The organism is Pseudomonas frigoris (genome assembly GCF_047758635.1).
Lineage (GTDB): Bacteria > Pseudomonadota > Gammaproteobacteria > Pseudomonadales > Pseudomonadaceae > Aquipseudomonas > Aquipseudomonas frigoris.
On record NZ_CP180479.1, the window covers coordinates 5,773,440 to 5,792,482 of the forward strand.

Consider the following 19,043-nt stretch of genomic DNA (forward strand, 5'->3'; position numbering starts at 1 on the left):
TTCCTTGGTGATCGTCTCGCCCGCCCTTCATGGGCGGCTCTTCATTTACGAAACCCGACAAGTGTGGCATGCAGAAATGAGAAAGCCCGTCAGGAGACGGGCTTCAAAATGTGACAGTTTTAATCGGTTACAGAGGCTTGCCGCGGTTGCCATGCTGACTGACAAAGGCCTGCACGGCTTTCAGGTCATTTGGCAGCACGGTGCAGCGCTCATCTCGCTCAAACAAATCAGAAAGATGTGCAGGTAGTTCGAGCGCTTTTCCTACGCCGGCTTTTTCCACTGCGTCCGGGAATTTGACCGGATGCGCCGTACCGAGGATCACCATCGGGATATCCAGGCTGCGACGGCACTCGCGCGCAGCCTTCACGCCGATAGCGGTGTGCGGATCCAGCAGTTCGCCGGTTTGCTCAAAAACTTCAGCAATGGTTTCGCAGGTTTGAGCGTCATCCACGGCCAGCGAATCGAACAGCTTGCGGGCTTCGGTCCAACGTTCCTGTTCGACGCTGAAACCGCCACCTTGCTTGAAGGTGTCCATCAGCCCGGCAATCGCTGCGCCGTTGCGACCGTGCAGGTCGAACAGCAGGCGTTCGAAGTTCGACGACACCATGATGTCCATCGACGGCGACAGCGTGGCGTGCAGGGTGTCCTTGACGTACTGATTGCCGCTCATGAAGCGGTGCAGGATGTCGTTGCGGTTGGTGGCGACAATCAACTGGTTGATCGGCAGGCCCATGTTGCGCGCCAGATAACCGGCGAAAATGTCACCGAAGTTGCCGGTCGGTACCGAGAACGATACCGAACGTGCCGGGCCGCCCAGCTGCAGGGCTGCATGGAAGTAGTAAACGATCTGGGCCATGATTCGCGCCCAGTTGATCGAATTCACCGCCACCAGACGCGTGCCTTTGAGGAAGCTCTGGTCGGCGAAGCTCGCCTTGACCATTTCCTGGCAGTCATCGAAGTTGCCTTCGATGGCGATGTTGTGGATGTTCTCGCCGAAAATGGTGGTCATCTGGCGACGCTGCACTTCGGACACGCGGTTGTGCGGGTGCAGGATGAAGATGTCGACGTTTTCGCAGTGCTTGCAGCCTTCGATAGCGGCCGAACCGGTGTCGCCGGACGTAGCGCCGACAATCACCACGCGCTCACCGCGTTTTTCCAACACGTAGTCGAGCAGACGACCAAGCAGCTGCAAGGCGAAGTCTTTGAACGCGAGGGTTGGGCCGTGGAACAGCTCCAGCACCCATTCGTTGCCGTTCAGCTGACGCAACGGTGCCACGGCGTTGTGCGAGAACACGCCGTAGGTTTCTTCAAGAATCTTTTTGAAATCGGCATCGGGGATGCTACCGGTGACGAATGGGCGCATCACCCGGAAGGCCAACTCGTGATAAGGCAGGCCAGCCCAGGAAGCGATTTCTTCCTGGGTGAAACGTGGCAGGTTTTCCGGGACGTACAGACCGCCGTCCGTGGCCAGACCGGCCAGCAGGACGTCTTCGAAATTCAGGGCCGGTGCCTGGCCGCGGGTACTGATATAACGCATGACTGGCTCCAATAGACAGTGTTCGCAAACCCGGGCTCGCAGGCGAGCCCGGTGAACGATAACGGCTTAGTTCAGGTGCTCGACGCGGATCCGTACGACCGGACCGACTACGCCCGCCAAGGCTTCCAGAGCGGCGATCGCGTCGTTCATGTGCTGTTCCAGCACGCGGTGAGTCAGCAGGATCATCGGCACCAGGCCGTCGTGTTCTTCGACTTCCTTCTGCATGATCGATTCGATGTTGATGCCGCGCTCCGACAGGATGCTCGCCACCTGCGCCAACACGCCCGGATGGTCCTTGGCCTGAATCCGCAGGTAGTAAGAGCTTTCGCATGCCTCGATCGGCAGGATCGGGTGGGCCGATAGCGAATCCGGCTGAAAGGCCAGGTGCGGTACGCGGTTTTCCGGGTCGGAAGTCATGGCGCGAACCACGTCCACCAGGTCGGCGATCACCGACGAAGCGGTCGGCTCCATGCCAGCGCCAGCGCCGTAGTACAGGGTCGAACCGGCGGCATCACCGTTGACCATCACCGCGTTCATCACGCCGTTGACGTTGGCGATCAGGCGATCGGCCGGAATCAGCGTCGGGTGCACGCGCAGTTCGATACCGGCCGCTGTGCTGCGCGCCACACCCAGGTGCTTGATGCGATAGCCCAGCGCTTCGGCGTAGTTCACGTCAGCGGTGGTCAGCTTGGTGATGCCTTCGGTGTAGGCCTTGTCGAATTGCAGCGGGATGCCGAAGGCGATGGAGGCCAGGATCGTCAGCTTGTGGGCCGCATCGATGCCTTCAACGTCGAAGGTCGGATCGGCCTCGGCGTAACCCAGGGCTTGCGCCTCGGCGAGTACGTCTTCGAAGGTGCGGCCCTTCTCACGCATTTCGGTGAGGATGAAGTTGCCGGTGCCGTTGATGATGCCGGCGACCCAGTTGATGCGGTTGGCCGACAGGCCTTCACGGATCGCCTTGATCACCGGAATGCCACCGGCCACGGCGGCTTCGAACGCCACAATCACGCCCTTCTCCCGGGCCTTGGCGAAAATTTCATTACCGTGAACGGCGATCAACGCCTTGTTCGCGGTCACAACATGTTTTCCGTTCTCGATCGCTTTGAGTACCAGCTCGCGGGCAACGGTGTAGCCGCCCATCAGCTCTATGACGATGTCAATCTCAGGGTTCGTGGCCACTTCGAAGACATCGTTGGTAATCGCAATACCGGTCGTCTGGAACTGAGGCTTTGGCGTGCGCATGGCAATTTGTGCCACTTCGATTCCACGCCCGGCACGACGAGCAATTTCCTCGGCGTTACGCTGAAGTACGTTGAAGGTACCGCCACCGACGGTCCCTAACCCACAGATGCCTACTTTGACCGGTTTCACTGTGAACTCCCCATAAAACGGCCGACTCAAGGCCGGCCGTGAAAACAACCGCATGCTCGCGGTTCTCTATTAATGGCCCGGCGAATGCTGCCGCCGAACCATGATCGTCAATGGCTGACCGTGACGATGCGAATTTACTTCGCGCCCAGTGCCAGTTTGGCGACTTGTGGCGCAGGCTGGTAGCCTGGAATGACTTGGCCGTCGGCCAAAACGATGGCCGGTGTACCGTTCACGCCGATCGACTGACCGAGGGCGAACTGCTTGGAAACCGGGTTATCGCACTTGGCGGCCTTGATTTCCTTGCCGTCGACCATCTTGTCCATGGCGGCTTTCTTGTCTTTCGAGCACCAGACCGCTTGCAGCTGTTCGTCACCCGGCGAGCCCAGACCCTGGCGCGGGAACGCGACGTAACGCACTTCGATGCCGCGCTTGTTCAGCTCAGGCACTTCGGCGTGCAGCTTGTGGCAATACGGGCAGGTGGTATCGGTGAACACGGTGATGTGCGATTTGGTTTCGCCGATCGCTGGGTAGACCACGGTTTCAGCCACTGGAATCTCGTTGACCAGTTTGGAAACGCCCAGGCGTTCGGTCTTCTCGGTCAGGTTGACCGGCTTGCCGTCCTTGAGTTGGAACATGTAACCCTGAACGACGTACTGGCCGTCGGCGCTGGCGTAAAGCACGCGGCTGCCCTTGAGCTTGACTTCGTACAGACCTGGCAGCGGGCTGGCAGTGATGGTTTCTACCGGTACGTCGAGCTGGAGGTTTTCCAGGCTTTTACGAATGGCTTTGTCGGCCGCGTCATCGGCGACGGCAAAGGTGCTGACCAACGCAATGGCTGCGGCGGCGAAAATCTGGGTCAGACGCATGAGAACTCCTGAAGGCGGACAAATGGGACGATCAGAACGCCCGTACCGAAACACCGGGTCATAAACGCCCATCGTGCAAACCGGCAAAGCCTACCACATAAGGCCCCTGTGGCCGAATGCGGGTGATGCAGGATACCTAGTTCAAATGGCTCCGGACCTTTGTAGCAGCTGGCGAAGCCTGCGTTCGGCTGCGTAGCAGCCGTAAATCCTGAGTCCGCGTTTTAACTGAAACACCACAGCGCTTGATTTTACGACTGCTGCGCGGCCGAACGCAGGCTTCGCCAGCTGCTACAAGGGTTGCGGTTAGCCTCTGGGATGGTGTTTGGCGTGCAGGTCTTGCAAGCGGGCGCGGGCGACGTGGGTGTAGATCTGCGTGGTCGACAGATCGCTGTGACCGAGCAGCATTTGCACCACCCGCAGGTCGGCGCCGTGGTTGAGCAGGTGAGTGGCGAAGGCATGGCGCAAGGTGTGCGGCGACAGCGACTTGCCGATCCCGGCAACCTTGGCCTGGTGCTTGATGCGATGCCAGAAGGTCTGCCGAGTCATCTGCTCGCCGCGCTGGCTGGGGAACATGACATCGCTGGGACGCCCGCCAAGCAGCTCTTGGCGGCCATCGCGCAGGTAACGCTCGACCCAGACAATCGCCTCCTCGCCCATCGGCACCAGCCGCTCCTTGCTGCCCTTGCCCATCACTCGCAGCACGCCTTGGCGCAGGTTGACCTGCTCCAGTGTCAGGCTGATCAGCTCCGTCACACGCAAGCCACAGGCATAAAGCACTTCGAGCATGGCGCGGTCGCGCTGGCCGATGGCTTCGCTCAGGTCAGGGGCTTTTAACAAGGCCTCCACATCCGCTTCCGACAAGGATTTAGGCAGTGGTCGACCCAGCTGCGGCATATCGACACGCAAGGTCGGATCGACTGCAATCAACTTTTCCCGCAGCAAATAGCGATAAAAGCCACGAACGCCGGAGAGGAATCGCGCCGTCGAGCGGGGTTTGTAGTTTTGCTCCAGACGCCAGGCCAAGTGATCGAGGATCAATTCGCGGCCGGCATTGATCAACTCCAACCCTTTTTCCTGCAGCCAGCCGTTGAACAGGGCCAGGTCGCTGCGATAGGCATCACGGGTGTTATCGGAAAGACCTTTCTCCAGCCACAGAGCGTCGAGGAATTGGTCTATCAGGGGATGATCGATGGCAGGCATAAAGGCTCAGGTCACTGGAAAACTGACGGCAAGTCTTTCATAGCCTGCTGAGGCTTTATAGAGCCTGATGTAAACGCGGTGCTTGTTAGATCGATTCGCGGGCAAGTCGGATCGCCGCACCGCACGCTCCCACAGGTAAATCGCAGGCAACAAAAAAGCAGCCCGTAGGCTGCTTTTTTCTGCATCGGAAGCTGGACTTAAGCCAGTTTTTCCTTGATGCGAGCTGCTTTACCGGACAGGTCACGCAGGTAGTACAGCTTGGCTTTACGTACGTCACCGCGACGTTTAACGGCCATGCTGTCGATTTGCGGGCTGTAGGTCTGGAAAGTACGCTCTACGCCAACACCGTTGGAGATTTTGCGAACGGTGAATGCACTGTTTACGCCGCGGTTACGCTTGGCGATAACAACACCTTCGAACGCTTGCAGACGCGAACGGTCGCCTTCCTTCACTTTCACCTGAACGACAACAGTGTCGCCCGGGGCAAAGGTAGGGATCTCTTTGGTCATCTGCTCTGCTTCGAGTGCAAGAATGATTTTGTTAGTCATGCTGTGCTCCTAAGGTAAATCGTCGGATCTACCATCGATACGTTGTTAACTATCGTCCCGCTCGCGGATGTATTCCTCGAGCAGCTTCTTCTCTTCTCCAGAAAGCGAGCGGCTTTCCAGAAGATCGGCGCGTCGTTCAAAGGTCCTACCAAGGGACTGCTGTAAACGCCAACGCCGGATATGCGCGTGATTGCCACTTAGCAACACGTCGGGAACACGCTGATCCGCATACACCTCCGGTCGGGTGTAGTGCGGGCAATCCAGCAAACCATCCGTAAAGGAATCTTCCTCGGCGGAGTCCGCATGCCCTAAAGCTCCAGGCAGCAGTCGTGTAACCGCATCGATCAGGACCATCGCCGGCAGCTCGCCGCCAGACAGTACATAGTCGCCAATCGACCACTCTTCATCGACATGAGCCTCTATAAAACGCTCGTCAATGCCTTCATAGCGGCCGGCAATCAGGATCAATGCATCCAGATTCGCCAACTCGCGTACCGCCGACTGAGTCAGTTGACGGCCTTGGGGGGACAGGTAAATTACCTTCGCCGCCTCCCCGGCTGCTGCCTTGGCCTTAACCAACGCATCTTCCAGGGGCTTGATCTTCATCACCATGCCCGGACCACCGCCAAATGGGCGATCGTCCACAGTGTGATGTCGATCCGTCGTGTAGTCTCGCGGATTCCAACAGGTGAGCTGCAAGAGCCCCTGTTTCACCGCACGACTGGTGATGCCGTACTCGCTGATGGCGGAGAACATCTCGGGAAACAAACTGATCACTTCTACGCGCAAGTTAGCCACGCTTAGAAGTCCGCATCCCATTCCACCTTCATCTCGCCTGCGGCAAGGTCGACGGCCAACACGCATTGCTCCGTATAGGGCAACAGGCGTTCGCGATCATCCAGGCTGCCAGCGCAAGGCTTGACCACCATTACATCATTGGCGCCGGTTTCCAGAAGATGATCGATTTTCCCGAGCAATTGCCCGAGTTGATCAATGACCTTCAGACCTTCCAGCTGGTACCAGTAGTACTCGCCGTCGGTCAATTCAGGGAACAGGTTGCGCGGCACGCAGATCTCATAACCGGCCAGAAGACGCGCTTCTTCACGATCATCAAGACCCTTGAGCTTTGCGACCAGGAACTTGTCGTTCCCACGTCCGCTGACCAGCTCGACCTGTTTCACATTACCTTCGCGCTTGAGCGTCCAGGTTTTGTACTGCAACAGGTTTTCTGTCGGATCAGTAAAGGAATACACCTTCACTTCGCCGCGAACGCCATGAACCGAATAAATTTTGCCGATAACGATCAAATCATCAGCAACAGCTGGCGTCGCGTTCATATTGCTCAGGCCGCAGCCTTAGCCGAGTCCTTCAACAACTGAGCAACACGCTCAGAAGGTTGTGCACCAACGCTCAGCCAGTAGGCTACGCGCTCTTGGTTCACGGACAGACGGACTTCTTGACCACGAGCAACAGGGTTGAAGAAACCAACCTGTTCCTTGTGCGAACCGTCGCGCGGGTTGCGGCTGTCGGTTACGGTCAAGTGGTAAAACGGGCGCTTTTTGGAGCCGCCAAGGGCAAGACGGATTGTTAGCATGTGAACATCGTTCCTGTAGTCGGTGCTGCAAATCTAAAGGCACAGCGGGCATAGGTGCCCGAAAGGCCGCATATTCTAAGGAATATCCGGACTTTTGCAAATGACTTTTTCCGGCGGCCTTTCAGTCGCCATCAAGATTTGCTATAGAGCCGTCGTTGAAAACGGCCAGTCAGCTCCCGCCAAGTGCGGGTTTGCTGGAGATCCCACTTCCGTGTGGGAGGTGCAAGGGCAAGCCCCTGCGTAAATTATTTACATTCTCGGCATGCCGCCGCCGGGCAACATACCGCCCATGCCGCGCATCATTTTGGCCATTCCGCCTTTTGCGGAGAACTTCTTCATCATCTTCTGCATCTGCTTGTGCTGCTTGATCAAGCGACCGATGTCCTGCACCTGAGTGCCGGAACCCATGGCGATCCGGCGTTTGCGCGAACCGCTGATCATCTCAGGGTCGCGGCGCTCGGCCGGGGTCATGGAATTGATGATGGCTTCCATCTGCTTGAATTGTTTCTCTGCCGCGCCTTGGGCGTTGCCCATCTGCGCCAGGTTCATGCCGCCGATGTTTGGCAGTTTGTCCATGAGGCCGCCGAGGCCGCCCATGTTTTTCATCTGTTGCAGCTGATCGCGGAAGTCTTCGAGGTCGAAGCCCTTGCCCTTCTTCAGCTTCTTGGCCAGTTTGTCGGCCTTGTCCTTGTCGAGGGTCTGCTCGGCCTGCTCGATCAGACTGAGCACGTCGCCCATGCCGAGGATGCGCGAAGCAATACGCTCAGGATGGAACGGCTCGAGCGCGTCGCTCTTCTCGCCCATACCGATGAACTTGATCGGCTTGCCGGTGATGGCGCGAACCGACAGCGCGGCACCGCCACGGGCGTCGCCGTCGACCTTGGTCAGGATCACACCGGTCAGCGGCAGAGCATCGCCGAAGGCCTTGGCCGTGTTAGCGGCGTCCTGACCGGTCATGGCGTCGACCACGAACAGCGTTTCGACCGGGTTGATCGCGGCATGCAGCGCCTTGATCTCACCCATCATCTCTTCATCGATGTGCAGGCGACCGGCGGTATCGACGATGACCACGTCGATGAACTTCAGTTTTGCTTCTTTAATAGCCGCTTGCGCGATGTCGACCGGTTTCTGGCTCAGGTCGGACGGGAAGAAGGTTACGCCGACTTCACCCGCGAGCATTTCCAGCTGCTTGATCGCCGCCGGACGGTAAACGTCCGCAGACACGACCATGACCGACTTCTTCTTGCGCTCTTTAAGGAAGCGCGCGAGTTTGCCGGCGGTGGTGGTTTTACCCGCACCCTGCAAACCGGCCATCAGCACGACGGCCGGAGGAACGGCACTCAGGTTCAAGTCTTCGTTGGCCGCGCCCATCAGGCTTTCGAGTTCGGCCTGGACGATCTTCACGAAGGCCTGGCCCGGCGTCAGGCTGCGCGACACCTCGGTGCCGACGGCGCGTTCCTTGACCGAATTGACGAAGTCTTTCACCACCGGCAAGGCGACGTCAGCTTCGAGCAACGCCATGCGCACTTCACGCAGGGTGTCTTTGATGTTGTCTTCGGTCAGCTTGGCCTTGCCGGTGACATGGCGCAGCGTCTGCGAGAGACGGTCGGTTAAGTTTTCAAACATTGCGCGATCCTTTCAGGCCCTGTGTAGACCGGGATAATGGCGGCCCAGACCGGAATAAACATGTGCTCGGCGAGCCTGCGGCGTGGGCAGGTCGCGGATTATAGCGAAGACTGCGTCTGGCGGACACCTCGTCGTCAGGTTGCATGGTCTTTCGTGCTGCGGGGATTCTATGCCAAACTCAGCGCCTTTCGGGCTTGCCTAACAGGATTTATGCTCCCCTTGTCACCCAGTTTGCTAACTACCCTCGCCGCCGCCTGCTTATATGCCGCTGCGACCCTCTATCAGGGCACTCGTCTGGCCACCGGTGCCAAGGCGAACAAACGCCTGCTGGTCACGCTCGGCGTGCTCGCCGTGCTGGCTCATAGCGCCAGCCTGTTCACCCACCTGCTGACACCGATTGGCCTGGGCCTGGATTTTTTCAGCGCCGCCAGCCTGATTGCTGCCGCGGTGATTGCCCTGACGCTGTTGGCCTGCTCGCGGATCCCGGTGGAGAACCTGCTTATATTGCTGTTCCCGCTCGGCGCCGCCACCGTGCTGCTCGCACAGTTCGCCCCCGCCGGCACAGTGCAGATCATCGACGAAGAACCGGGCATCCTCGCCCACATCCTGCTGTCGATCCTCGCCTACGGCATGTTCACCATCGCGGTATTCCAGGCGTTGCTGCTGCTGGTTCAAGACCATCAGCTCAAGCACAAGCATCCGTCCGGCCTGATCAAGAACTTCCCGCCGCTGCAAACCATGGAAAGCCTGCTGTTCGGTTTCCTCTGGGCCGGCTGGACCCTGCTGTCGCTGTCGCTGATCTCCGGCTGGCTGTTCGTCGACAACCTGTTCGCCCAGCACCTGGTGCACAAAACCTTGCTGGCATGCCTCGCCTGGATCGTTTTCAGCGTGCTGCTCTGGGGCCGTAACCGCCTCGGCTGGCGCGGACACAAAGCCATTCGCTGGACCCTCGCCGGTTTCTGCCTGCTGATGCTGGCGTATTTCGGCAGTAAGCTGGTTCGTGAATACATCCTGCATATCTGACGGGCGGCATTAATGGACGACTTGCCCATAGGGCCGATGCTCGCGGTAGTGGCCCTGCTGATTTTATGGTCGGGGCTGTTTACCGCCATCGAAGCTGCGCAACAGCACTTGCTCGCCCAGCGGACAGCTTCGCGTTCGAGCGACAAGCCGGTGGCAAAGCTGAGCTTTTCGCTCAATAGCCTGATCCTCTGCAACACCCTGTGCCGCGCACTGGTCGTGGTCATCAGCACCTTGCTGGCGATTTTCACCTGGGCGGAAAACGGTCCATGGGTGGCCTGCCTGGGGGCTGGCGCCGTGCTTCTGGTGTTCGCCGACTACCTGCCGCGCACCCTCGCCGTCCGTTATCCGGACGCCGTCCTGGCCTTGGGCAACACCTTGCTTGGTGCGCCACTGAAAATCATCTATCCCGCCGCCTGGTTGCTCAATGGCATAAGCCAGTTGCTGATGCGACCGTTCGCCCGCAAAGTCAAAGTGGTGCAGCAGAGCGAAGACGAAGCCCCGAACGATCGTCACGACGATCACGAACACGCCGTCTGCCGCCCACACCCACTGTCAGGCATCCATGCGCTGGACAACATCACGGTCAACGACATTCTGGTGCCACGCAGTGACGTCGATGGGGTCAATCTGGACGACTCCCTCGAGGAAATAATTGAGCAGCTTCGCGCCAATAAACGCACGCGCTTGCCGGTTTTCCACAGCGACATCAACCACGTCGAGGCGGTGCTCAATACCCGGCAGATCCGCCATCTGCTGTCCGACGCCAGTCTGACCCGAGAAGCACTGCTGGCAGCCTGTCACGACCCCTACTTCGTGCCGGAAAGCACCCCGTTGCAACTGCAGCTGTTGAATTTCCACAAACAACAGCGACGCCTGGGCATGGTGGTCGACGAGTACGGCGAAGTGCTCGGTGTCGTGACTCTGGAAGACATTCTCGAAGAAATCGTCGGCGAGTTCGAAAGCCAGCACAGCCTGGATAACCCGCACATCCATCCACAGGCCGATGGCCGCCTGGTGATCGAAGGTGCAGCGTCGATTCGCGAATTGAACAAGAGCCTGGGCTGGCACTTGCCTAGCGACGGTCCGAAAACCCTCAACGGGTTGGTGACCGAGGCGCTGGAGACGATTCCGGAAAGTGCGGTATGCCTGAAGATCGGGCGTTATCGGCTGGAGATTCTGGAGACGGAAGACAATCGGGTCAGCCGGGTACTGATCTGGCATACGAGTTCGGCCCCAGCGGTTGTACCTGCACGATAGATCGCTAAAAGATCGCAGCCTTCGGCAGCTCCTACATCTGGAATGCGCTCCCCTAATGAAATGGCTACCCCCGCCGCCGCCCGTGATCGCCCACTAAGCTTTCACAGGGGGCTCATCGGAGACCGTTGCCATGAAAGTAGCTATTGCCGCCATCGACTTAGGAAAACGTACCTTCCATCTGCATGCACAAGATGAGCGCGGGAATGAGCTCTACCGCAAAAAATTCACTCGAATGACGCTCATCCAACATCTGGCGAATCTCGAACCCTGCACCGTCGTGATGGAAGCCTGTGGCGGCGCCCACTTCATGGCACAACAGGTCGCCAAGCTGGGCCATACGCCCAAGCTCATCGCCCCTCATCTCGTGCGTCCTTACGTGAAAAGCAACAAGAACGACTTCGCCGATGCCGAGGCGATCTGCGAGGCGGCGACTCGCCCCACCATGCGCTTTGTGCCGCCCAAAACCCAGGCCCAACAGGCGCTGGCCATGCTCAACTCCACCCGCGATGCGTTCATCAAAGACCGCACCGCAACCGTCAATCGGATTCACGCCGCCCTTCTGGAGGTTGGCGTCAGCCTGGCCCCCGGCTTCAAGTCGATCAATGAACTGCCGGGGCTGCTTGAGACGAGTTCATTCTCTGAGGCCATCAAACTAAATCTGACGATGCTGCATGAGCACTTCAACTACCTGACTGAGCGGATCAAGACACTGGATAAGCGAGTGCAATGCCAGGCCGCTGAAGATGATCTGGCATCGCGCTTGATGACAATACCGTGCTTAGGCCCGATCACCTCCACCGTCCTGGCTGCCGAGTTGGGCGATGGCAAACAATTCAAATGCGGCCGAGGCTATTCAGCCTCCATCGGGCTGGTGCCCAAACAGCATTCCACGGGCGACAAGACCGTCCTGTTGGGCATCAGCAAGCGCGGTGATCGAAACCAGAGGCGCCTGCTCATCCAGTGCGCCCGTGTCTACCTGATCCAGCTGGAGCGACAGAAAGGCGCTTTGGCGGACTGGGTCCGCCAGTTATTAGCGTCCCACCATCACTCCAATCTCGTGGTCTGTGCGCTGGCCAACAAGCTGGCGAGGATCGCCTGGGCAATCGCAGCACACCACACTGAATTCGATGCAGGGCCAGCCAAGATGAACGCCTGACCCTGCTGTCACCCGAGCACCACCCACCTGGTTTTGCGATGCTGGATAACAGATGACGTGAACGGCCAACCGGCCTGACGACAACCCTGAGCTCCTACACGGCTGAAAGGCCGTTCCACTAATTAGGATCGTCGGGCATCGATTCTCATCGAGGCGCGGGGACCACAACCCCCACTCAGACGCCGGATAGATGAAAGCAAGCCAAACACGCATCAAAAACAGTATTGCAGAAAAGGGGGTAACCATAGATGTAGGAGCTGCCGAAGGCTGCGATCTTTTTGCCCTTGTTGAATCGTTAGCCTCCTTCCTATAATCGAGCCGCTTACCCAAGCCCCGCCATACCCAAGTGCTACCCGCACTCTGCGTTAAGCCCACATCCCTGGGTGTTCGACCATAATAATTCGCTCCACTGGGGCACATGACTGTCAGGGATAACTGCATGACGACCAGCACGACTTATAACGACACCGCGCCTGCGCAACCGACGAACTCCGCCACCCGCGTGGCCACCGCGAGTTTCATCGGCACCGCCATCGAGTTCTACGACTTCTACGTCTATGCCACTGCCGCTGCGCTGGTGATCGGTCCGGTATTTTTTCCGCAGACCTCCGGCACGGCCCAGATGCTGTCGGCGTTCCTCACCTTCGGCATCGCCTTCCTTGCTCGACCGCTAGGATCGGCGCTTTTCGGCCACTTCGGTGACCGCATCGGGCGCAAATCGACGCTGGTTGCCTCGCTGCTGCTGATGGGCGTATGCACCACGCTGATCGGCGTGCTCCCGGGTTACGACAGCATCGGGGCCTGGGCGCCGATTCTGCTCTGCGTGCTGCGCTTCGGCCAAGGCCTGGGACTGGGCGGTGAATGGGGCGGCGCTGCGTTGCTGGCGACGGAGAATGCGCCGAAGGGCAAACGCGCCTGGTTCGGCATGTTCCCGCAGCTTGGCCCCTCGATCGGCTTCCTCGCGGCCAACGGCCTGTTTCTTACGCTGGCCATGACCCTGAACGACGAGCAGTTCCGCTCGTGGGGCTGGCGGATTCCGTTCCTGCTCAGCGCCGCGCTGGTGATGGTTGGTCTGTACGTGCGCCTCAAGCTTCACGAAACGCCGGTATTTGCCAATGCAATGGCACGCCAGGAGCGGGTGAAGATCCCGCTAGTCGAGCTGTTCAGCCAATATTGGGCACCGATGCTGCTGGGTGCCGGATCGATGGTGGTGTGCTACGCGCTGTTCTATATCTCGACGGTGTTTTCGCTGAGCTATGGCGTGTCGACGCTCGGCTACACCCGCGAGACCTTCCTCGCGCTGCTGTGCTTCGCCGTGCTGTTCATGGCCGCCGCTACGCCGCTGTCGGCCTGGGCCAGTGATCGATACGGGCGCAAACCGGTGCTGATCATCGGCGGTGTGCTGGCGATTCTGTCCGGCTTCCTGATGGAACCGCTGCTGACCCAAGGTTCGACCTGGGGCGTGGCGCTGTTCCTGTGCATCGAGCTGTTTCTGATGGGCGTGACGTTTGCGCCGATGGGCGCGCTGCTGCCGGAGCTGTTTCCAACCCACGTGCGTTATACCGGTGCGTCGGCGGCCTACAACCTGGGCGGCATTGTCGGGGCCTCGGCGGCACCGTTCTTCGCACAGAAGCTGGTGGCGATGGGTGGTTTGAGTTATGTCGGCGGGTATGTGTCGGGGGCGGCTGTGCTGAGTTTGATTGCTGTGCTGTGCCTGAAGGAAACGCGCAATAACGATCTGAATCGGGTTGCCTGACAGATCGCCATCGCGAGCAAGCTCGCTCCCACAGGGTTCTTGGTTGGCCACAGATTGTGTGTACACCCCAATTCCCATGTGGGAGCGAGCTTGCTCGCGATAGCCGCGACTCGGTTTACAACTCTACAACAACAGCCTGAGAAGCACGGGTCGCTTTAGCACGAGCCGCGTCAATTGACTCATCACGCGCCAACGCCACACCCATCCGACGCTGACCATTGACCTCAGGCTTGCCGAACAGACGCAACGCTGTATCCGGCTCGCTCAACGCAGCACCAAGATTGGCGAAAGCCGTCTGAGTCGACTGCCCTTCCACCAGAATCACCGCCGAAGCCGATGGGCCGAACTGACGGATCAATGGAATCGGCAGGCCCAGAATCGCCCGTGCGTGCAGCGCAAACTGCGACAGGTCCTGGGAAATCAACGTCACCAGACCGGTGTCATGTGGACGCGGCGAGACTTCGCTGAACCAGACTTGATCACCTTTGATGAACAGCTCAACACCAAACAGACCACGGCCGCCCAAGGCTTCAGTGACGGCTTTGGCAACGCGCTCGGATTCGGCCAAGGCAATCGGACTCATGGCTTGTGGCTGCCAGGATTCCTGATAGTCGCCCTTCTCCTGACGGTGGCCGACTGGCGCGCAGAACGTAGTGCCGCCAACGTGACGCACGGTCAACAGGGTGATTTCGTAGTCGAAGTCGATAAAGCCTTCGACGATCACGCGGCCTTTACCGGCGCGGCCGCCTTCTTGAGCGTAATCCCAGGCCGTCTTCACATCATCGACGCTACGCAGCAGGCTCTGGCCTTTGCCCGAGGAGCTCATGACTGGCTTGACCACGCACGGGAAGCCCAGGTCCTGGACTGCCTTGCTGTAATCCTCGAAGGTGTCGGCGAAGTGGTACGGCGAGGTCGGCAGGTCCAGCTCTTCAGCGGCCAGGCGACGGATGCCTTCGCGGTTCATGGTCAGCTGCGCGGCGCGAGCGGTCGGGATCACGGTGAAGCCTTCGGCTTCCAGCTCCACGAGGGTCGCGGTGGCAATGGCTTCGATTTCCGGCACGATGAAATGCGGTTTTTCGGCTTCGATCACCGCACGCAGAGCGGCGCCGTCGAGCATGTTGATCACATGGCTGCGATGGGCGACTTGCATGGCAGGCGCATTGGCGTAGCGATCCACGGCAATCACTTCAACGCCCAGGCGTTGCAGCTCGATCACCACTTCCTTGCCCAACTCGCCACAGCCACACAGCAATACGCGGGTCGCGGTTGGCGACAATGGAGTTCCGATACGGGTCATCTCAGGTCCTCAAGAAGCGGATCATCGAGGGTAGCTGCGCCTGGCGCGCTTCCCATGGGGAGAAAGCGCGGCATTTTACATGAACCTGCGGGTTTGGCTTCAGCTGACGACGGCCTGCTTGCGCAAGCGCCAGGCCATGATCAACCACACGGTAGTCACGCCGGCGAACTTCGAGCCCATGGCGGTGAGGATCACACCCGGGGTGAACGCATCGATCATGCCGAAGAAAATGAAGCTATCGAGCGGAATGCTCAGGGCCGAACTTATCCACAGGCGGTCGTGCAAGGGACGCTTGGTGATGCTGAACACCAGCCAATCGATGCATTCGGACACTGCGAACGCCGTGGCGCTGGCCAGCGCGATGGAGGGATCGGACGTCACGTAAGACAACACCAGCGCCGCCAGCATCGCCGCGATCGCACCATGGCCGAAACGGGTTTGCACCATATCGCGCAAAACGAACACCAAACCACCCCAGGCCGACCAGATGATGTCCAGGTGCGGAGCGGTGGAAAAGGCGAAGTTGATCAGCACGACGCTGCTGATGTAAGCGATCAGGAAGAACATGAGGCGGCGGGATACCTGTCAATTTGGCGCACAGAGTATCGTAGAAGCTGACGAGTGCAACGAGGCTGCGATCTTTTGACGTTGTTTTATAAAGGCAAGATCAAAAGATCGCAGCCTCGTTGCACTCGTCAGCTCCTACAGGTCAGGCGTTTTGTTAATCATCCAAAGTAACCCGCTCGACTTCGCCCGCTCATGACACAACCCCAACACCTTACGGCGCTCTTCGTTTTCCATCCGGCTCCAGCGCGTGATCTCTTCCACTGTGCGCTGACACCCGGTGCAAATATCGTCCTCGTCCAGCGCGCAGATATTTACGCAAGGCGATCGAACCGGGCGCTCGGGCGTGCTCATTCTTCCTGCTCAACCAGATCGCGGGCATACCGTTGCGAGTTATGCACATAGTGAGCAGCGCTGGCCTCCAGCATTTTTTTCTGCGGCTCGGTCAGCTCGCGCACCACTTTGCCGGGGGAACCCATGACCAGCGAACCGTCTGGAATCTCCTTGCCCTCACCGATCAGCGAGTTGGCGCCGATGATGCAGTTCTTGCCGATTTTCGCGCCGTTGAGGATCACCGCGTTAATCCCGATCAAGCTGTAATCGCCCACCGTGCAGCCATGAAGCATGGCGTTATGGCCGATGGTCACGCCGGTGCCGATGGTCAGCGGGTAACCCATGTCGGTGTGCATCACCGTACCATCCTGGACGTTGCTGTTCTTGCCGATCAGGATCAGTTCGTTGTCGCCACGCAGCACAGCGTTGAACCAGACGTTAGCGCCCTCTTCCAGTTTGACCTTACCCACCAGCACGGCATTGGGTGCGACCCAGCTCTGCGGATGGGTTTCGACGCGGGCGTCGCCCAGGCGATATTTCATCTTATTGTCCTCAAGGCCAGGCAGGCTCACTTGCAAAAAGCGGGGTTCACACCCTACGAGCGATGGCTTCAGGTGTTGATAAACGTTTGGGGTGGTTGATGCAGACTGATTTTGGCGTCATAGAGCAGGTTGATCAACTCGACGATCATAATCGCCGTCAGGCCCCAGATTTTGTACTCGCCATAACGATAGCTCGGCACGTACCAACTGCGACCCTGGTAATCGATTCGATGGGTGTGTTCGCGCGGATCCTTGCGGAAGAACTCCAGCGGTACGCTGAAGACTGCGGCGATCTCGGCATCGTTGGCCCGGTACTCGACAAAGTCCGGAATCACACCGACATAGGGTGTGACCTTGATGCCGTGCAGGGAGATCAACGGGCTCAGCGGGCCGATCACTTCGACCAGCCCCGGCGGCAGGCCGATTTCTTCTTCGGCTTCGCGCAGGGCGGTGAAAATCAGATCAGGGTCTTCGGGGTCGCGCCGCCCGCCGGGAAAGGCGACTTCGCCGCCATGGGTCGAGAGCCCGCTGGCGCGCAGGGTCAGAACCAGTTCTGGTTCGTCACTGCGGGTGATGGGCACCAGCACTGCGGCCTCGGGGAAACGTTTATCGGTTTCCAATGTGCATGGGGTGTGGTTGCTTACTCGATGCAGTAGCTCGTCCAGCATGAGTCTTCTCGATCTGTTGGCCGTAGGGTCTGTTGACGTTTGCTGACAACCGCGTTGCGCGCCAACGCGCGCGATGCTGCGTTGCGGGATTTGCCAAGGGAACAGCCATTAGCTGCATCCCGCGCCTTGCCTCGCACGCGTTGGCACTGCAACGCAGTTCGCCAGCAAACGTCAACAGACCCTATGCATCATGCACCAATCGAACCGACCACCCAACCCCATAACCACTGCATGTCGCTAAACGACAACTTGCCGACAGACACCGCCGCACGCCAAGATAGGCGCAGCATTCAGGAACCCAAGCATGAAATTTTGCAGTCAGTGCGGCAACCCGGTGACCCAGCGCATTCCAGAGGGCGATTCGCGCCTGCGTTTTGTCTGTGACAGCTGTCAGGCGATTCACTACCAGAACCCCAATATCGTCGCCGGTTGCGTGGCGACCTGGGGCTCCAAGGTCTTGCTGTGCCGCCGCGCCATCGAGCCTCGGCTCGGTTATTGGACCCTGCCCGCCGGTTTCATGGAAAACGGTGAAACCATCGAGCAGGCGGCCATTCGCGAGACGGCCGAAGAAGCCTGCGCGCGGGTGCGCAACCTGAGCATCTATACGTTGATCGACGTGCCGCACATCAGCCAGGTGCATGTGTTCTTCCGCGCCGAGCTGGTGGACCTGGACTTTTCCGCCGGTCCCGAGAGCCTGGAAGTAGCGCTTTTCGAAGAAGCCGACATCCCTTGGTCCGAGCTGGCTTTCCGCACGGTGGGCCGTACCTTAGAATGCTTATTCGCTGACCGGCTGACCGAGGTCTACCCCGTGCGGTCCGAGTCGATCCCGCCGCTTGCTCAGCCTGCCATTACATAAAGCTCCTTGATCTAAAATCACCTATAACTAAATAGTCGCGACACCTCTTAGGGATATCGTTTCAATGCGCTGGTTGCTTGCCGTGTTTTGCTTGTCGTTCGTTGCTATCTCCCAGGCTTCCGTCGCTGAAACCCTGGACGGCAAAGTCATCGAAAAAGTTCTCGTACTCAAGTCCGCCCACCAAATGCAATTGATCAATGACGGCAAGCCGATCAAGACCTATCGCATCTCATTGGGAAAAAGACCCATCGGCCCGAAACTCATGGAAGGCGACAAACGCACGCCTGAAGGTTTTTATTGGCTGGACTGGCGCAAGGTCAGTGACCGTTTCAATCTGGCGATGCACATCTCCTACCCGAACATCAGTGACTCCGCGCGCTCCCGGCGTGAAGGCGTCGAACCCGGTGGCATGATCATGATCCACGGCACCCCGGACACTGAAGAAAACCCAGAAGACCTGTTCCATACGCTGGACTGGACCGACGGCTGCATTGCCATGCGCAACATGGACATGCGCGAGGTCTGGGGTTTGGTGCCGGACGGCACGATGATCGAAATCCGTCCGTAATCCCCACGCAAATTTGCTACCGTTGGTCGCTCCTCGAAAAATTAATTCAAAAGATCGCAGCCTGCGGCAGCTCCTACCGGGTAGATACCACTCCCGTCAGTAGGAGCTGCCGCAGGCTGCGATCTTTGCTTTCAAAACTCCCACCTCTAATACCACTTCAAACCAGAAATTCTATTACCCATCAATCCGGGCAGGCTTTCCCACGCCAACAGCAATGTGGTCTCATTGACATGGTATTTAAGTGGTATTAGTTTTCACCCCGCCACCGGGCGACAACTCTC

The 19,043-nt window shown here is 58.8% G+C and carries 20 protein-coding genes; 6 read left to right on the forward strand and 14 right to left on the reverse strand.

Annotation, left to right across the window (positions count from 1 at the left end; translation table 11 throughout):
• Nucleotides 1-127 precede the first annotated feature (127 nt).
• The 9 genes from thrC to ffh all read right to left on the reverse strand — a co-directional run bounded on the left by thrC (nucleotide 128) and on the right by ffh (nucleotide 8,742).
• A complete protein-coding gene (gene thrC / locus ACMXYH_RS26585; RefSeq protein ID WP_129441497.1) occupies nucleotides 128-1,537 on the reverse strand; it encodes a threonine synthase in 1,410 nt (469 codons plus the stop codon).
• 66 nt (nucleotides 1,538-1,603) lie between these two features.
• Nucleotides 1,604-2,908: a homoserine dehydrogenase gene (locus ACMXYH_RS26590; protein ID WP_129441495.1), complete on the reverse strand. Its 1,305-nt coding sequence runs from the start codon at nucleotides 2,906-2,908 to the stop codon at nucleotides 1,604-1,606.
• Between the two features lie 134 nt (nucleotides 2,909-3,042).
• Nucleotides 3,043-3,774 (reverse strand): bifunctional protein-disulfide isomerase/oxidoreductase DsbC, encoded by a 732-nt coding sequence (dsbC, locus tag ACMXYH_RS26595; protein ID WP_129441493.1) that lies wholly within the window; start codon nucleotides 3,772-3,774, stop codon nucleotides 3,043-3,045.
• 303 nt (nucleotides 3,775-4,077) lie between these two features.
• Nucleotides 4,078-4,974: a site-specific tyrosine recombinase XerD gene (gene xerD, locus ACMXYH_RS26600; protein WP_008151625.1), complete on the reverse strand. Its 897-nt coding sequence runs from the start codon at nucleotides 4,972-4,974 to the stop codon at nucleotides 4,078-4,080.
• 197 nt (nucleotides 4,975-5,171) lie between these two features.
• Nucleotides 5,172-5,522 carry a 50S ribosomal protein L19 gene (gene rplS / locus ACMXYH_RS26605; RefSeq protein WP_063322826.1) on the reverse strand — a complete coding sequence of 117 codons (351 nt, stop codon included), beginning with the start codon at nucleotides 5,520-5,522 and terminating at the stop codon, nucleotides 5,172-5,174.
• 45 nt (nucleotides 5,523-5,567) lie between these two features.
• Nucleotides 5,568-6,341, reverse strand: a complete 774-nt coding sequence (gene trmD, locus ACMXYH_RS26610) for a tRNA (guanosine(37)-N1)-methyltransferase TrmD (protein ID WP_415765455.1) — start codon at nucleotides 6,339-6,341, stop codon at nucleotides 5,568-5,570.
• On the reverse strand, nucleotides 6,323-6,859 hold the full coding sequence (gene rimM / locus ACMXYH_RS26615) for a ribosome maturation factor RimM (RefSeq protein WP_008014731.1): 537 nt from the start codon (nucleotides 6,857-6,859) through the stop codon (nucleotides 6,323-6,325). Before rimM ends, trmD begins: the two co-directional genes overlap by 19 nt.
• A gap of 5 nt (nucleotides 6,860-6,864) precedes the next feature.
• A complete protein-coding gene (gene rpsP / locus ACMXYH_RS26620) occupies nucleotides 6,865-7,116 on the reverse strand; it encodes a 30S ribosomal protein S16 (RefSeq protein WP_045059142.1) in 252 nt (83 codons plus the stop codon).
• Between the two features lie 249 nt (nucleotides 7,117-7,365).
• The gene (gene ffh / locus ACMXYH_RS26625; RefSeq protein ID WP_129441490.1) at nucleotides 7,366-8,742 is read right to left on the reverse strand and encodes a signal recognition particle protein; all 1,377 of its coding nucleotides are present in this window, start codon (nucleotides 8,740-8,742) and stop codon (nucleotides 7,366-7,368) included.
• Nucleotides 8,743-8,952: 210 nt separating this feature from the next.
• Here ffh and ACMXYH_RS26630 point away from each other — a divergent pair, with 210 nt between their 5' ends.
• The 4 genes from ACMXYH_RS26630 to ACMXYH_RS26645 all read left to right on the forward strand — a co-directional run bounded on the left by ACMXYH_RS26630 (nucleotide 8,953) and on the right by ACMXYH_RS26645 (nucleotide 13,934).
• Entirely contained in the window at nucleotides 8,953-9,765 is an 813-nt protein-coding gene (locus ACMXYH_RS26630) for a cytochrome C assembly family protein (RefSeq protein ID WP_046053341.1), read from the forward strand.
• Between the two features lie 12 nt (nucleotides 9,766-9,777).
• Nucleotides 9,778-11,022: a transporter associated domain-containing protein gene (locus ACMXYH_RS26635; protein WP_415765456.1), complete on the forward strand. Its 1,245-nt coding sequence runs from the start codon at nucleotides 9,778-9,780 to the stop codon at nucleotides 11,020-11,022.
• Between the two features lie 130 nt (nucleotides 11,023-11,152).
• On the forward strand, nucleotides 11,153-12,178 hold the full coding sequence (locus ACMXYH_RS26640; RefSeq protein WP_415764593.1) for an IS110 family transposase: 1,026 nt from the start codon (nucleotides 11,153-11,155) through the stop codon (nucleotides 12,176-12,178).
• Nucleotides 12,179-12,617: 439 nt separating this feature from the next.
• The gene (locus ACMXYH_RS26645) at nucleotides 12,618-13,934 is read left to right on the forward strand and encodes an MFS transporter (RefSeq protein ID WP_415765458.1); all 1,317 of its coding nucleotides are present in this window, start codon (nucleotides 12,618-12,620) and stop codon (nucleotides 13,932-13,934) included.
• Between the two features lie 115 nt (nucleotides 13,935-14,049).
• On the opposite strand, the gene purT is transcribed toward ACMXYH_RS26645, so the two are convergent.
• The 5 genes from purT to ACMXYH_RS26670 form a co-directional block, all read right to left on the reverse strand.
• Nucleotides 14,050-15,231, reverse strand: a complete 1,182-nt coding sequence (gene purT, locus ACMXYH_RS26650; protein WP_415765460.1) for a formate-dependent phosphoribosylglycinamide formyltransferase — start codon at nucleotides 15,229-15,231, stop codon at nucleotides 14,050-14,052.
• A gap of 99 nt (nucleotides 15,232-15,330) precedes the next feature.
• The gene (locus tag ACMXYH_RS26655; protein ID WP_415765461.1) at nucleotides 15,331-15,798 is read right to left on the reverse strand and encodes a preQ0 transporter; all 468 of its coding nucleotides are present in this window, start codon (nucleotides 15,796-15,798) and stop codon (nucleotides 15,331-15,333) included.
• A 135-nt stretch (nucleotides 15,799-15,933) separates the two neighbouring features.
• A complete protein-coding gene (locus tag ACMXYH_RS26660) occupies nucleotides 15,934-16,149 on the reverse strand; it encodes a DUF1289 domain-containing protein (RefSeq protein WP_129441480.1) in 216 nt (71 codons plus the stop codon).
• The gene (locus tag ACMXYH_RS26665; RefSeq protein ID WP_007954617.1) at nucleotides 16,146-16,670 is read right to left on the reverse strand and encodes a gamma carbonic anhydrase family protein; all 525 of its coding nucleotides are present in this window, start codon (nucleotides 16,668-16,670) and stop codon (nucleotides 16,146-16,148) included. Before ACMXYH_RS26665 ends, ACMXYH_RS26660 begins: the two co-directional genes overlap by 4 nt.
• A gap of 68 nt (nucleotides 16,671-16,738) precedes the next feature.
• On the reverse strand, nucleotides 16,739-17,338 hold the full coding sequence (locus tag ACMXYH_RS26670) for a CoA pyrophosphatase (protein ID WP_129441476.1): 600 nt from the start codon (nucleotides 17,336-17,338) through the stop codon (nucleotides 16,739-16,741).
• A gap of 304 nt (nucleotides 17,339-17,642) precedes the next feature.
• Here ACMXYH_RS26670 and ACMXYH_RS26675 point away from each other — a divergent pair, with 304 nt between their 5' ends.
• Nucleotides 17,643-18,194, forward strand: a complete 552-nt coding sequence (locus tag ACMXYH_RS26675; RefSeq protein ID WP_415765463.1) for an NUDIX hydrolase — start codon at nucleotides 17,643-17,645, stop codon at nucleotides 18,192-18,194.
• Between the two features lie 64 nt (nucleotides 18,195-18,258).
• Complete coding sequence (locus tag ACMXYH_RS26680) at nucleotides 18,259-18,762, forward strand: L,D-transpeptidase family protein (protein ID WP_129441472.1); 504 nt, start codon at nucleotides 18,259-18,261, stop codon at nucleotides 18,760-18,762.
• Nucleotides 18,763-19,043: the final 281 nt, after the last annotated feature.

Excerpts from the sequence above, each read along its gene's own strand:
- rimM (WP_008014731.1), bottom strand. The coding sequence starts at position 6,859 with ATGAACGCGACGCCAGCTGTTGCTGATGATTTGATCGTTATCGGCAAA.
- rplS (WP_063322826.1), bottom strand. The coding sequence starts at position 5,522 with ATGACTAACAAAATCATTCTTGCACTCGAAGCAGAGCAGATGACCAAA.
- ACMXYH_RS26645 (WP_415765458.1), top strand. The coding sequence starts at position 12,618 with ATGACGACCAGCACGACTTATAACGACACCGCGCCTGCGCAACCGACG.
- thrC (WP_129441497.1), bottom strand. The coding sequence starts at position 1,537 with ATGCGTTATATCAGTACCCGCGGCCAGGCACCGGCCCTGAATTTCGAA.
- ACMXYH_RS26635 (WP_415765456.1), top strand. The coding sequence starts at position 9,778 with ATGGACGACTTGCCCATAGGGCCGATGCTCGCGGTAGTGGCCCTGCTG.
- dsbC (WP_129441493.1), bottom strand. The coding sequence starts at position 3,774 with ATGCGTCTGACCCAGATTTTCGCCGCCGCAGCCATTGCGTTGGTCAGC.
- ACMXYH_RS26655 (WP_415765461.1), bottom strand. The coding sequence starts at position 15,798 with ATGTTCTTCCTGATCGCTTACATCAGCAGCGTCGTGCTGATCAACTTC.
- ACMXYH_RS26660 (WP_129441480.1), bottom strand. The coding sequence starts at position 16,149 with ATGAGCACGCCCGAGCGCCCGGTTCGATCGCCTTGCGTAAATATCTGC.
- ACMXYH_RS26675 (WP_415765463.1), top strand. The coding sequence starts at position 17,643 with ATGAAATTTTGCAGTCAGTGCGGCAACCCGGTGACCCAGCGCATTCCA.
- ACMXYH_RS26630 (WP_046053341.1), top strand. The coding sequence starts at position 8,953 with ATGCTCCCCTTGTCACCCAGTTTGCTAACTACCCTCGCCGCCGCCTGC.
- ffh (WP_129441490.1), bottom strand. The coding sequence starts at position 8,742 with ATGTTTGAAAACTTAACCGACCGTCTCTCGCAGACGCTGCGCCATGTC.
- ACMXYH_RS26640 (WP_415764593.1), top strand. The coding sequence starts at position 11,153 with ATGAAAGTAGCTATTGCCGCCATCGACTTAGGAAAACGTACCTTCCAT.
- ACMXYH_RS26665 (WP_007954617.1), bottom strand. The coding sequence starts at position 16,670 with ATGAAATATCGCCTGGGCGACGCCCGCGTCGAAACCCATCCGCAGAGC.
- ACMXYH_RS26670 (WP_129441476.1), bottom strand. The coding sequence starts at position 17,338 with ATGCTGGACGAGCTACTGCATCGAGTAAGCAACCACACCCCATGCACA.
- trmD (WP_415765455.1), bottom strand. The coding sequence starts at position 6,341 with ATGGGATGCGGACTTCTAAGCGTGGCTAACTTGCGCGTAGAAGTGATC.
- purT (WP_415765460.1), bottom strand. The coding sequence starts at position 15,231 with ATGACCCGTATCGGAACTCCATTGTCGCCAACCGCGACCCGCGTATTG.
- rpsP (WP_045059142.1), bottom strand. The coding sequence starts at position 7,116 with ATGCTAACAATCCGTCTTGCCCTTGGCGGCTCCAAAAAGCGCCCGTTT.
- xerD (WP_008151625.1), bottom strand. The coding sequence starts at position 4,974 with ATGCCTGCCATCGATCATCCCCTGATAGACCAATTCCTCGACGCTCTG.
- ACMXYH_RS26680 (WP_129441472.1), top strand. The coding sequence starts at position 18,259 with ATGCGCTGGTTGCTTGCCGTGTTTTGCTTGTCGTTCGTTGCTATCTCC.